Source organism: Bacteroidales bacterium (assembly GCA_031275285.1).
Taxonomy (GTDB): domain Bacteria; phylum Bacteroidota; class Bacteroidia; order Bacteroidales; family UBA4181; genus JAIRLS01.
The window spans coordinates 1-12,260 of the sequence record JAISOY010000153.1; the positions used below are offsets into that span (position 1 = coordinate 1).

Here is a 12,260-nt window from a genome sequence, read left to right on the forward strand (position 1 = left end):
TCGCCAGCGAAAGTGCAGACAATGAAATAATATTCAATGTGTTCCCGGTAATGGCCAGGTAAATGAAGGAAGCGATCAGTGAGATCGGGATCACGATCACGATGATGACCGTCGCGCGCCAACGTCCCAGAAAGATAAACACCACAGCCATCACGATCAGCAGGGTAATAGCGATCGTTTCGACCAGGGAGTTTACAGTATTGATAATATTGGTCGATGTATCTGTAATCACCTCCATCCGGATATCCGACGGAAGTGAAGCCTGTATTTCCGGCAGCCTTTTATATACCTGTTCTGCGATCTCCACAGAGTTGGCCCCCGATTGCTTCTGGATATACATGGTGGCTCCTCGTTTACCTCCGGTATAGGATTCCTGGAAACGTTCTTCCAACGAGTCATCAATATATGCTACATCGCGCAGGTAGACTACTTTACCCTCTTGTGTACCCACTACAAGATCAAGCATCTCTTCCGAGTCATTGAATTCTCCTTTCACACGCAGGGAATAGGTATCCGAACCGAAGTCGAGGTTACCTCCCGGGACATTCCGGTTTTCCATGGCAATCGTCTGCGAAATGCCGGCAATGGTCAGACCGTAGGCATCCAGCTTATACGGGTCGCAATAGACATTCACCTCCCGCTGGGCAGCACCGGCAATGGATACAGTCCCTACACCGCTGATACGTGCCAGCGGACTGGAAACCTGGTCGTCGAGGATCTTATAAAGTGCATTCGTACTTTCTTCCGCTGTGACACCGATGATCATAATCGGGATATCATCCGTACCGAACTTGAATATGATCGGGTTCTCGGCATCGTCCGGCAGGTAGGATTTCACCATTTCAAGTTTATCCCGCACATCGTTGGTGGCGATATCTATGTCGGTCCCGAAATCGAATTCCAGTCCGACGATAGAGATATTCTCACGGGAGACGGAGGTCAGGTGCTTCAGGTCACTGACCCCGTTAAGGGTGTTTTCGATGGGCTTCGATACGTTCATTTCCACATCCGCGGCGCTTGCTCCGGGATAGGTGGTCATGACCATGATCTGGTTCGATTCTATCTCCGGCAGCAGGTCGAGCGACAGGCTCCGGTAGGAAAAAATACCCAGGATCACGATAGCTGCAAAGACAAGTGCCGTCGTAACGGGTCTTTTTACTGCTACTGATGATATACTCATGATGTTATGTTTTTTATGTTATTGATGAACGGTTTCTACTTTCGTGCCTGTATCGAGGCGGTTCTGACCGGTAACGGCCACTACTTCGCCTTCAGATATCCCTTCCAAGACTTCAAATTCATCACCGATACGTCTCCCAAGAGTAATCTTCCGGTATTGCGACATCCCGTTCTCGATGACGTAAACATAACGTTCGGCAGAACCGGATTGCTTCTGGATCGCCCGGTCAGGGATCACCACCCGGGATTCGGACCCGTAGTTGAATGTCACGCGGGCAAACATTCCCGGTCGGACCCGTTCATCGGCATTCCCGATACGTATCTCCACAGGGAATGTACGAGACCCCGGATCGATCGAGGGATATGCCAGACTTACCGTCCCCTTGAAAACCTCATTCCCGTAAACATCCAGCACCACATCCACTTCCATACCCTTTTTTACTTTCGTGAAGAGGGACTCCGAGACATGCACGATGATCTTCACCGGTTTGATCTGTTCTACTACATAGAGGGGGGATCCCATGGCATACATGTCGCCGCTGTCGTAATTGCGCTGGGTAACCAGCCCGGTAATCGGGCTGATCAGCCAGGTGTTTTCCTGTAAGTTGTCATAAGAGGTTTTTGCCAGGTCGTAGGATAGTTTCGCTGCATCCCAGTTGGATCTGGAGATACCCCCTACTTTATAAAGCTCGTCGACCCGCCCGAATTCTATCCGGGCATTATCCAGCTGGAGCTCCACCTGGGTAAGGTTCGAGTCGTCCATCTCGGCCAGCTTCTGGCCGGAGCGGACATGGTCTCCTACTTCGGCATACACTTTCTTGATACGCGACGACACCTGAGGGGCTATGTTATTGGTGGCCTCTGCCTGTACGGTTGCCGTGAATGTCCCTAACTGGTCCACATCTCTCAAACTAAGGATTGACGCCTGGATCTTTACAGCCTCTGCTTCTGTGAAATTGGTTTGGTTGTTTCCCGAACAAGCGGTCAGTAAAGTAACAAGTATGACTGCACCTAATAAATATGCTGTTTTCATGATATTATTTTTATTCTTTATGGATGATTGATTAAAAATTAAGAGCTAAGAATTAATGATCAACTGTTAATTGGTTACCTAAGGTTTTTTGGAGTGATGATTCTGCTATCAGATAATCGTATATCGATTGGTTGAGGTTTAGCTTTGCCTGTGTCAGCGATAACTGCGAGTCGTTGATTTCCAGCAGGGTGCCTTCACCTGTTTCATAACGCTTCATAGTGATCGTATAACCGGTTTCCGCTTGTTTTACCCCTGCTTTTGCCGCCTGGTATTGTTTCAGGCAGGTATTCATCCTGTCATAGGATTGTTTGACAGCTACCTGCAGGTGGCGTTCAGTATTTTCCCGTTGCAGTTCCAATTGCCGGAGCCCGGTCTCGGTCTGCCTGACATTAGACATACGCTCTCCACCTGAAAATATGGGAATGGAAAGCGAGATACCGACCGTAGAATATGGATCCCACCTGTAATGCCCGATTTTAAAATCGTTGTTCATCGAAATATATTGATAAGAGAACTGAGCACTCAATGTTGGGTAATACATAGCTTTCCGCATTCCTAAAGCCTTTTCCATTTGCCCCTGCTGGATGTCGAGCTGCAATAAATCACTGTTATTGTCAAGCGACAAATCCATAGAAATGTGACTTTTTGTTAGTAGCCTATCATACTCAGCAAGTGATCCTGTACATTCGATATCGATTCCGAGGTCTATCCCCATCAGGGCTTTCAGCTGCCAATGCGCCAGCACCAACGAATTTTCCGCACCGTACATGCTGGGTTCGGCATTGCGTACATTCACATCGGCACGTATCAGGTCATATTCGGCGACAAGCCCCTGTTCGAACTTTTCTTTAATATCCTGGTAATTATTTTCGGCATTCTCATATGCCTGTTTGAAAACCCGGTAGGAATCATCGGCCAGCAGTACCCCGTAAAACGCCTGTGTTACCTGTTCTATCATTTCTATCCGCGACGACCGGGCTTTTTCTACAGCCAGTTCGACATCCAGCGCGGAAATTTTAAGGCTTTTCCACAACGAAGCCGACACCAGCGGCATGGATACGTTTACTCCACCGACCCAGTTATTATCCCGTCCGACTTTGATCCCGCCTATGGACATACCTGCAACATCCATGTCCATATACATGGTCTGTTTTTCTATCGTCCGTTGATATGACCCGTCGATACTGATTTGCGGAAAAAGTGCGGAATAAGCACCTTTTTTCGCATACTCCTGTCTCTGTATTTCCTGATCCGCAACCTGTACGGTCAGATTCTCACTCATTGCAATTTTAAGTGCATCTTCAAGTGTCAACCGGAGGACGCCCGGATTTTCCCGGGCTGAGGCAGTCAATGCCATGAACGTTACAATGCCTGCTATAACCCGGATTCTGATTGCTATTTTTTTCATCTTAGTTATTTTTATTAGTTATCTCCTGTTTATTTATATCCAGACGATCAAGGATTTCTCTCCCGTTATCGGTTGCGAGTCCGCGCAGTAACATATTGGTCACGGTATGTCGTTTCATATCCAATACCTGCTCTGCGTAAAGGGCAGCGATATATTCATAATTCAACCGTGGTTCCAAATCACTTTCTTTAACTGCGGCCATAAAGCAGTTCAGGCATTTTTGTTCAAATTGTTCCAGACAGGTTTCACCAAATTCAAGTATACCGGGATAGTGCTTTATATCTTTATGTAGCGCCGGACACAGGGATGAGATCAGCCGGGATACGCTCAGGCTTATTTTCACAAGTATTTCAAGTGCCGATGAAGCTTCCCTCTCGATCTTTTCAATGTCCTCCCCCAGCCTGAGTGTTTCGTAGCTAAAAACTTCCAGAAGTAATTCTTCCTTACTTTCAAATTGTTCGTAGAGCGTTCTTTTTGAGATACGTAATTCGGCAACGATCTCGTTCATGCATATTCCTTTTATCCCGTATTCTGCAAAAAGAGGAGCTGTTTTTCTGATAATATCTTCCCTGACCATAAGTTTACATTTAACATGCGTTCATTTTTCCGATACAAAGATTCAGGGAAAACAGGAAAACCTGTTAGACATAAAATGAGAATAGTTGGTTCAAAAATGACAAACTTGTTCCCGGGAAAGCTTATTTGGGTTTAAGTCGACCTGTCCAGTCTAATTTCCTGATAAACTCACTACATTTGTATAACCAGTTTTTGAAAGGAAATATGGGCGACTATACGAAAATAGATTTTAAAAAATATTTGGAACTACTCCAACCCGACCATATTTTTAATGATGATGTAGCTATTATAGAGATAAATGGAAACCGGGAAACTTTTGTCCGGCCGGAATTGTACCCGCTGAAAATTAATGTTATTTCAATACTCATTGCGGTCAGGGGGAAAGCAACCGTAAATATCGATTACTTCTCTTTTTCTCTCATTGCCAACAATATCATCAATATATTGTGGATCAATATATTTAACGGGATCTCTTTTTCAATTGATTTTAAAGGATATTATGTAGTTATATCATCTGATTTAGGATATCAATTCATAAAAACGATCCCTCCACCCCGTGAACTACTGGAACGTAAACGGTTGCATCCTATTTTGACGATAACCGACCTGCAAGCCAAAGTGTTAATGGATATTGTCAATAAACTAATATCCAATATCGGTCGCAGGGATCATATTTATCAATCCACAATAGTGAGCAATGAGGTGGTTAACCTTTATCTGGAGATACTGGATATGGATATAAAGAAGATGGATATACTTCCTATACATTATGAAGTCAACCATAACGAATCCGTTATCCGGGATTTTATGCAATTGATCCTGGAAAACTCCAGAACCGAACACAACGTATTGTTTTATGCCGCCCGACTGTATCTGACAACTACCCAATTGTCGCGTATACTGAAAGCACAGACGGGAAAAACCGCCATTAACTGGATCAATGAGGTCCAAATCCTGGAATCCAGGCTCTTATTACGGAAGAAAGAGTTGTTGATCCAGGAAGTAGCAGAAATAATGAATTTTTCAGACCAGTCTTCTTTCGGGAAGTTTTTTAAGAAACATACGGGAATGTCGCCGCTGGAATACAGAAACAGTATCTATCAGCGGTAACTATTAATAAGATGGAGAAGGGAATTCTTTGCTTATCTTTCTTAAATCTTTGAATCTTATTCCTTTCGCAAAGGCAAATCCAACCTTAAGGATGATCCTAAGAAAAACACGGACTTGTGATGCATATCACATTTTGTGTATATTTGTAGAATATAGGATGCACCTCGGCAAAGTTTACGAACAAGTTCGACACTCTGCCCTCGGTTTTCACTATATTTGTATAATATAGGATGCGGTTCGGCAATTTTTCGAAAGCAAGCTTTCTACAATTACTCTCACCTTTCACTATATTTGTATATTTGTTGTAAGCAGATGATATACATTTTTCATTATAAATCATAAGTGAATTACAAAAACAACACATAAAATACATATGAGAAAATTGAAATATTTAACTGGTTTCAAGTGATTTATAAAAATCGCTGAAATTGTTGCGTATATTTAAAAGTTGTACATAGTAGAGAGAGCGTTGTCAACAATGTGTGCCATAATAAACTATATTATACGAACATATTTGCCTGTAAATTACCTCTTAGGTCATTTTTTATCGTCGTTTTTGCGATGGTGAACATCATTCAGGATCATCTTATATTCTTCCAAGATCAATGTTACTCGAAGAACTCGAAATTCCAAAAAAGGAACGTCCTACCCCTGGTGTTAGCCTTCACCCGTGAGAGTATTGTGGAAAACTTGTATGATTGGCGGTTAAAAAGTAGTTTTATATATTCATCTAAAAAATAAGCTTATGTTAGTGCCAAGTAATTTGAATGGAAGTACTATTGTAAAAAACAGGACTAGTATGAATAGTCGGATGAACCTGGGAAACTATAAGTTTTACATTATTAAAGTTTTCATCATTTTGATACCAGCCTGGCTTGGATCAGGAATATCTTCCGCAAACACTACTCAGAAAGAATCAAGTTTACTATGGAAAATAACCGGTAATGGATTAGATAAGCCTTCTTATCTGTTTGGCACATACCACGTCACACCTCCCCAGTTTTTAGACAGTGTTGCCGGATTTAAAAAAGCATTTGCTTCGGTACAACAATATGCGGGGGAAACTGATGTTACAAAAAATATAGAATTTCCGGAAACAAGGTCACCGTATTTACCTAAGGATACTACTTATAAGGACTTATTAAGCAGTTCAGACCTGCAGTATCTGGACATTATTCTAAGCAAATATTTGCCTGAATGGTCAATAAATAAGGTACCTGTGCGCCCTGCTTATCTTCAATATGTATTAACGACTACAATTTTTTCGTCAAAAGCAGCACAATTAGAGGGTAATAAAGTATTGAAGAATACGACTTATGAAAGTGGATTAGATAGTTATTTATGGAAAACTGCTAAAAACAATGCCCTTGATTTAATACAATTAGAAACCGAGGAGGATAGAAATCGTTGGAGATTATATGAGCACAAAAAGGGTTCTTTTGACGGAAATTTGAAAGAAGATGCTGAAAATTTGATTACAGTGATGAAGTTCTTTGAATCAGATACACTTGATATCATCACACGCTTTATACAATTAAGTATAGAAATAAAAGAAGCTTATTTCGAACAAAATTTAATAAAATTCGAAGACCTGAACACAAAGTCGTTGGAAATAATTCAAAGTTTAAATTTAGATGCCGATGATCTATCATCCACATTAGACCTAATAGAAAAAAAAGACAATATAGTGCTAAAGGAAAGAAATCTTTTCTGGATGGAAAAAATACCATTTTTGATACAAAGTAAACCAACTTTTATAGCAGTTGGAACCAGTCATCTTATTGGGGAATACGGAGTCATTAATTTGTTGCGAAAGGAAGGGTATATGGTTGAACCTGTATTGGGTGAATAAATAAAGTATATCTCTAAAATAGTAATAAAGAAAAACGGGATGAATCCAAAAAGTGAGAAAAACATAGGAGAACTGATCAACTTTTTTGTTATGATGTTGTCCATATTTGTGGCAGGTTGTAGTAATAATCCGAATAAATGGACAATCGACAGAAAAAAGTCAATTCTTCTGGTTTTAAAACACTTGCTGGACAATCCACCATTTGCGAAGGTATCACCAATAACGAAAATACAAAGACCTTCGCATTCAAAGCGAATATTACCCATTGCAAAAAAACAAAAGCAAACCTCCGGATACATATTCGGACACAATTCTGGCAAAGACTGCCAGGCCAGGGTCAAGTTTACATTGGGCACCAACAATGAAGTTATTCAACATCTGGACAGGCTTAAATACCTGCTCCGCATGATAGAGGAACGCCTGACCATTGACGATATGTGGTTTCCGAAGAGACAGTAAGACAGATGAATTGATCAAATCTTGACTATTACAGATGAATGATTTTCAAAAGCCTCTCTTCTCCCCTATCTTTGCCTTATCATATACTCGCTGGCGCTCATGAGACCAGCTATCGCCTAAGTTTGTAATTCGTAATTAAATATAAATGTTATGATGGATATAGAACAAGTTGAATTTATAAAAATGAGCCATGAGCATGCCGGCAAGGTCATGAGAATTTATAACTATTATATCGAGAATAGCTTTGCCGCATATGCCGAACAAAAGTTGCCGGTTAACTTTTTCGACAAGCTGCTTGAAACAAGCAAAGGCTATCCCGCTTATGTGATCAAATCCGGCGACGATATTATCGGATTTTGTTTGTTAAGGCCATATCATCCTTTCCCTACATTCAAAAGTACAGCCGAAATCACTTATTTTATCGATGAAAAACATTCGGGTAAAGGACTCGGAAAAATGGTACTGGATAAACTGACCGATGCTGCCGGAGAACAAGGCATCACCACTATTCTTGCAAGTGTATCTTCTAAAAACCCCCAAAGTTTAAGTTTCCACCGGAAGCATGGTTTTAGTGAGTGTGGCAGATTCAGACAGATTGGTCGTAAATTTGGAGAAACATTTGATATAATTTGGTTTTCAAAACAAATTCAATAAACTCCGGCGACCTGCCTTAGGATTTATTAGCTTTATTCGATTTAAAACAGTCTGAAATAATTCAATAAATAATAATATAAAACGAAGAATATGAAAATATTATCTTGCTTATTATCTATAATGATTGCATCTTTTTGTATCTGTTTAAATGGATATTCACAGAAATTGACCTCCGAACAAAAAGAAAAGATCGCTTCCGAGGTTACCATACTTTTTGAAAAAGCTGTTAAAGCCTCAGAAACTTTTGACGCAAAGATGCTGGCAGATAATGTGGACGATAACTTGCAAGCCGGATTCATTATCAATGGACGTTTCTTCCGTTCTTTCGATCAGGTAATGGAAGATTTTAAAGAAAAAACAAAAGGCGCTAAATCTCAGAAAATGAATACTATCAATAAAAAAATTACTGTTCTGGCAGACAATGCAGCGTTGCTTACCGCATCGGGAAACTATTCGATGGAGCTTGAAGATGGCCGCACCCTGACCGGCAGCTTTGCATGGACTTTAGTATATTCAAAAGTGAATGGGAATTGGAAAATCATTCATACCCACATGTAAAGTCCCAGGTAAAAGGGAAATAAACACGAATAGAAATGGGTTGCGAATTCAATAGGACAGACAAGTATCAATTAGTTTCTAACGCATATTGTAACAGGCGACAGTGAAAATGCTGATAGTACCATTAATTTGATAAAAATAAAACCCGAAAATTGAAATAGCTTAAAATACTTTTTCATATGAAAGACTTTCAAATCAGGGCATGTACGGATGATGACTGTAAATATGTTTTTGAATTACTTAAACAATTATGGCCGGACATACAGCTAGATTATGAAACGATCTACCCTGTATTTTGCAAAGCAATAAAATCAGATAACCAGAAATTAATTGTAGGGTTGTCAAATAATAAAGTTGTTGGATTCTGCACATTAACGATTAAAAATAGTCTTTGGCAAGGAGGCAATTTAGGATATATAGATGAATTAATTGTTGATGAAAACCATAGAGGATTAGGTATAGGACATAAGTTGATAGATGAAATTACGACGATTGCAAAAAACAACCATTGCAAAATAATAGAACTTGATTCAGCTTTTCATAGAAAAGAAGCCCATTTGTTTTACGAGAATTTAAAATATGAAAGCCGGGCATATTTATTCTCAAAAAGAATCAACTAAAATTGAGTAAATACATGAAGAAAACATGGATTTTATTTGCAATATTCCTGATACTAAACCAATACATCATGGCGCAAGACAATGAAAATAAAGAAATTAAATATCTTCAAGATGATAGTATCAAACTTTGCTATCATGATACCGGTTCCGGCAATACAACTATTGTTTTGGTTTCCGGATTGACATTCGGTTTGGAAACCTGGAAAAGTTTTCAGGAGCGGTTATCAAAATATGCCAGAGTTATTTCTTATGACAGAAATGGCCTTGGAAATTCGGTCTATATTCCGGGCAGTAAGAACATCGGTTCAATGATCGGAGAGTTAGGCACGATCATGCATAAGCCTGATATAAATACTCCTGTTATTTTAGTTGGCCATTCCATAGGTGGCCATATCGTTAAAAAATACACGGAATTATTCCCGGAGAAAGTTAAGGCGCTTTTTTTAATCGATGCCTTCCATGAACGGTTTTACAAAGAGCTTAAAGATGCTGTAACCGAAAAAATGTGGATCGATTATGTCAGTAACTGGGAAAGTATAAGAAAAAATGCGCCTTCCGGAGTTTCTGACGAGATAGGTTTTAACCTGGAATTGATGAAATCTGACGAAAGATATCCTGTACCTTCGGATATTCCGGTATATTTATTTACGTCCATTAAAGAAACAGAGATCGAAGAAAAGTTTGTCGAATTTAATAAAATAGCTTTTAAGGTCCATCTCAGGCTAAATAATCAGTTAGAAAAGGAATACAAAAACATTCACCACTTAATCACTGATAACAGTTCACATTTCATATATCTTGATGAACCTGAGCTGATTGTGGATGAGATATTAAAACTGGTTGATAATTGAAACCCGTATACTCGGAAACAGCATTTCAAAAACTCAACCTTGCTGTGTCATCGTTTCGGTCCGTCAAGGGACAGAATTTTAGCACCATAAATCATACGAATCACAAATGCAGAAATTTGTACATAAGTTCCGAAACACGCCTTATAACAGACTACTTGATAAATGCTGGTATTTTGTCGGAGTATGATACCTGAGTGAAATTTAACTTTTTCTCCAACAGGCAGTATCAATTCGTGGAATAGATTACTTCGGAATCTGTATGAAGACGGCTTCCTGTCGAAGTATACAAATTCTTCACTCCATTTTTGTAGGCAATATATTTACCATCAGACATCAACTCAATTTTATCGAATTCGCACTTCAGGATTGAAGCACCATGAGAGTAGTAAACGCCCTTCAAGTTGCCCTTACGAACCCAGAATTTTCCATTTACGGTCTTAATTTCGTCGAACTCGCATGACAAGATTCGAGCGCCATGTGAATAATAAACACCATTTAAATCGCCCTTACTTACCCAGTATTTCCCGTCTATGTTCTTAATTTCATCAAACTCGCAAGGCAGAATCCTTGCACCATGTGAATAATAGATTCCTTTAAGACCGTTTTTGCTTACCTGGTATTTCCCATCAATCATCTTGATTTCGTCAAACTCGCAAGGCAGGATCCTTGCACCATGCGAATAGTAGATCCCTTTAAAGCCATCTTTACTCACCCAGTATTTCCCATCAATATTCCGGATTTCGTCAAACTCGCAAGGCAGGATCCTTGCGCCATGTGAATAGTAAATCCCTTTAAGGCTGCCTTTACGAACCCAGTATCTACCATCAATCATCTTGATTTCGTCAAACTCGCAAGGCAGTATCTTTGTGCCATGTGAATAGTAAATCCCTTTGAGGCCATCTTTATTCACCAAAAATCTCCCGTCAGAGTATTCTATCTTATCGAAATTGCAGGGTACAACAGATGCAAACAGATATATGTTATTCTTTTTACCTATTCCTTTCTTGACAAGGTAATTCCAATCTTGCCAAGAAATATTATCGGCATTGGATGCCGGGATATAATTAGTAACACCTACGCCTATGAAACCATATTTGTCACCCTGTTTTGAGATAAATCCCCTATTGTCTTTTTGGGCAATAATTGTATCGTATTCGGAAGGAACAACCACCTCATCCCTAAATAGAAGCCCGTACTTGCCATCGTTCAAGGTTACTTGAAATTCACGGTAATAATGAGCATTGTCCCCGCTTTGTGCCCGGACTGTCATTGTTGCTGTATACATTAGAAAACAGCAGGTAAGAATGAGAAATGACCTGTTCATTTGATAATGATTTTTAAGTATAAATAGCTTATATTTATTTTCTATTAAGACGATGCAAGCTCAAATTTGTTACATGCTCTTTGAATATTTTTCATACCCTTGTCTTTCTTGCTCTTGCACCCAACGGACGGTGGCTTGGTGTGCGGACGGCACTGCGGGGTACTTTCCTGTCGACCGAGAAGAACAGTCATGTGGGATACAAACTTCCGAAAACGCTCTTTTCCGCCCGACTGACGCCAACCGAACTTGCGAGCTCAACGAAGTTAAACCTACGGTTTGGCGCTGGCATCCCTGTTTATTCAGTAAAAGTCTCCCTTGCTGTAAAATTATCAAGTCTAGTCAAATACAATGAGTGTCGTTCATTATGCTACTACTTGCTTGTACAAAAGACACAAGTTCTTTCATACTTTTTCCGTTTTCTACTTCTTCAAATGCGGATAAAAGTAAGAAAAGAAAATCAAAACACCTGACAAAGCCAAAACTACATAAAAAATATTACCTATTTCTTTAGGAAAAAAAAATTTTAAAACAGCACATATTATAACTGCAATACTACTCACGATAAAAATCCATTTTTTCATTGAATTATTTAATTTCATTGGATTATTGGTTTATATTTAATTTTTCCATCCTGAT

12 protein-coding genes are annotated in these 12,260 nt (G+C 39.8%); 7 read left to right on the plus strand and 5 right to left on the minus strand.

The genetic code is table 11. From position 1 onward, the window contains the following. The 4 genes from LBQ60_15250 to LBQ60_15265 form a co-directional block, all read right to left on the minus strand. Positions 1 to 1,180: efflux RND transporter permease subunit (locus LBQ60_15250; protein MDR2039278.1), on the minus strand; the 1,180-nt coding region annotated here is incomplete at its 3' end. 18 nt (positions 1,181 to 1,198) lie between these two features. Then, a complete protein-coding gene (locus LBQ60_15255; GenBank protein MDR2039279.1) occupies positions 1,199 to 2,212 on the minus strand; it encodes an efflux RND transporter periplasmic adaptor subunit in 1,014 nt (337 codons plus the stop codon). Between the two features lie 52 nt (positions 2,213 to 2,264). Continuing rightward, positions 2,265 to 3,620 (minus strand): TolC family protein, encoded by a 1,356-nt coding sequence (locus LBQ60_15260; protein ID MDR2039280.1) that lies wholly within the window; start codon positions 3,618 to 3,620, stop codon positions 2,265 to 2,267. Position 3,621: 1 nt separating this feature from the next. Next, on the minus strand, positions 3,622 to 4,197 hold the full coding sequence (locus LBQ60_15265) for a TetR/AcrR family transcriptional regulator (GenBank protein ID MDR2039281.1): 576 nt from the start codon (positions 4,195 to 4,197) through the stop codon (positions 3,622 to 3,624). Positions 4,198 to 4,373: 176 nt separating this feature from the next. Between LBQ60_15265 and LBQ60_15270 the strand changes: the two genes are divergently transcribed. From LBQ60_15270 to LBQ60_15300, 7 genes are all read left to right on the plus strand, one after another. After that, on the plus strand, positions 4,374 to 5,306 hold the full coding sequence (locus tag LBQ60_15270; protein ID MDR2039282.1) for an AraC family transcriptional regulator: 933 nt from the start codon (positions 4,374 to 4,376) through the stop codon (positions 5,304 to 5,306). A gap of 799 nt (positions 5,307 to 6,105) precedes the next feature. Then, complete coding sequence (locus LBQ60_15275; GenBank protein MDR2039283.1) at positions 6,106 to 7,158, plus strand: TraB/GumN family protein; 1,053 nt, start codon at positions 6,106 to 6,108, stop codon at positions 7,156 to 7,158. A gap of 39 nt (positions 7,159 to 7,197) precedes the next feature. Then, positions 7,198 to 7,617, plus strand: coding sequence for a hypothetical protein (locus tag LBQ60_15280; GenBank protein ID MDR2039284.1), 420 nt, complete (start codon positions 7,198 to 7,200; stop codon positions 7,615 to 7,617). A gap of 150 nt (positions 7,618 to 7,767) precedes the next feature. Then, positions 7,768 to 8,271 carry a GNAT family N-acetyltransferase gene (locus LBQ60_15285; GenBank protein MDR2039285.1) on the plus strand — a complete coding sequence of 168 codons (504 nt, stop codon included), beginning with the start codon at positions 7,768 to 7,770 and terminating at the stop codon, positions 8,269 to 8,271. Positions 8,272 to 8,361: 90 nt separating this feature from the next. Further along, positions 8,362 to 8,829 carry a nuclear transport factor 2 family protein gene (locus LBQ60_15290; GenBank protein ID MDR2039286.1) on the plus strand — a complete coding sequence of 156 codons (468 nt, stop codon included), beginning with the start codon at positions 8,362 to 8,364 and terminating at the stop codon, positions 8,827 to 8,829. A 179-nt stretch (positions 8,830 to 9,008) separates the two neighbouring features. Beyond that, the gene (locus tag LBQ60_15295) at positions 9,009 to 9,449 is read left to right on the plus strand and encodes a GNAT family N-acetyltransferase (protein ID MDR2039287.1); all 441 of its coding nucleotides are present in this window, start codon (positions 9,009 to 9,011) and stop codon (positions 9,447 to 9,449) included. 14 nt (positions 9,450 to 9,463) lie between these two features. Further along, the gene (locus LBQ60_15300) at positions 9,464 to 10,300 is read left to right on the plus strand and encodes an alpha/beta hydrolase (protein MDR2039288.1); all 837 of its coding nucleotides are present in this window, start codon (positions 9,464 to 9,466) and stop codon (positions 10,298 to 10,300) included. A 226-nt stretch (positions 10,301 to 10,526) separates the two neighbouring features. On the opposite strand, the gene LBQ60_15305 is transcribed toward LBQ60_15300, so the two are convergent. Further along, a complete protein-coding gene (locus tag LBQ60_15305; protein MDR2039289.1) occupies positions 10,527 to 11,624 on the minus strand; it encodes a WG repeat-containing protein in 1,098 nt (365 codons plus the stop codon). Between the last annotated feature and the right edge of the window lie 636 nt (positions 11,625 to 12,260).

Excerpts from the sequence above, each read along its gene's own strand:
- LBQ60_15305 (MDR2039289.1), bottom strand. The coding sequence starts at position 11,624 with ATGAACAGGTCATTTCTCATTCTTACCTGCTGTTTTCTAATGTATACA.
- LBQ60_15255 (MDR2039279.1), bottom strand. The coding sequence starts at position 2,212 with ATGAAAACAGCATATTTATTAGGTGCAGTCATACTTGTTACTTTACTG.
- LBQ60_15260 (MDR2039280.1), bottom strand. The coding sequence starts at position 3,620 with ATGAAAAAAATAGCAATCAGAATCCGGGTTATAGCAGGCATTGTAACG.
- LBQ60_15280 (MDR2039284.1), top strand. The coding sequence starts at position 7,198 with ATGAATCCAAAAAGTGAGAAAAACATAGGAGAACTGATCAACTTTTTT.
- LBQ60_15285 (MDR2039285.1), top strand. The coding sequence starts at position 7,768 with ATGATGGATATAGAACAAGTTGAATTTATAAAAATGAGCCATGAGCAT.
- LBQ60_15265 (MDR2039281.1), bottom strand. The coding sequence starts at position 4,197 with ATGGTCAGGGAAGATATTATCAGAAAAACAGCTCCTCTTTTTGCAGAA.
- LBQ60_15295 (MDR2039287.1), top strand. The coding sequence starts at position 9,009 with ATGAAAGACTTTCAAATCAGGGCATGTACGGATGATGACTGTAAATAT.
- LBQ60_15275 (MDR2039283.1), top strand. The coding sequence starts at position 6,106 with ATGAATAGTCGGATGAACCTGGGAAACTATAAGTTTTACATTATTAAA.
- LBQ60_15300 (MDR2039288.1), top strand. The coding sequence starts at position 9,464 with ATGAAGAAAACATGGATTTTATTTGCAATATTCCTGATACTAAACCAA.
- LBQ60_15290 (MDR2039286.1), top strand. The coding sequence starts at position 8,362 with ATGAAAATATTATCTTGCTTATTATCTATAATGATTGCATCTTTTTGT.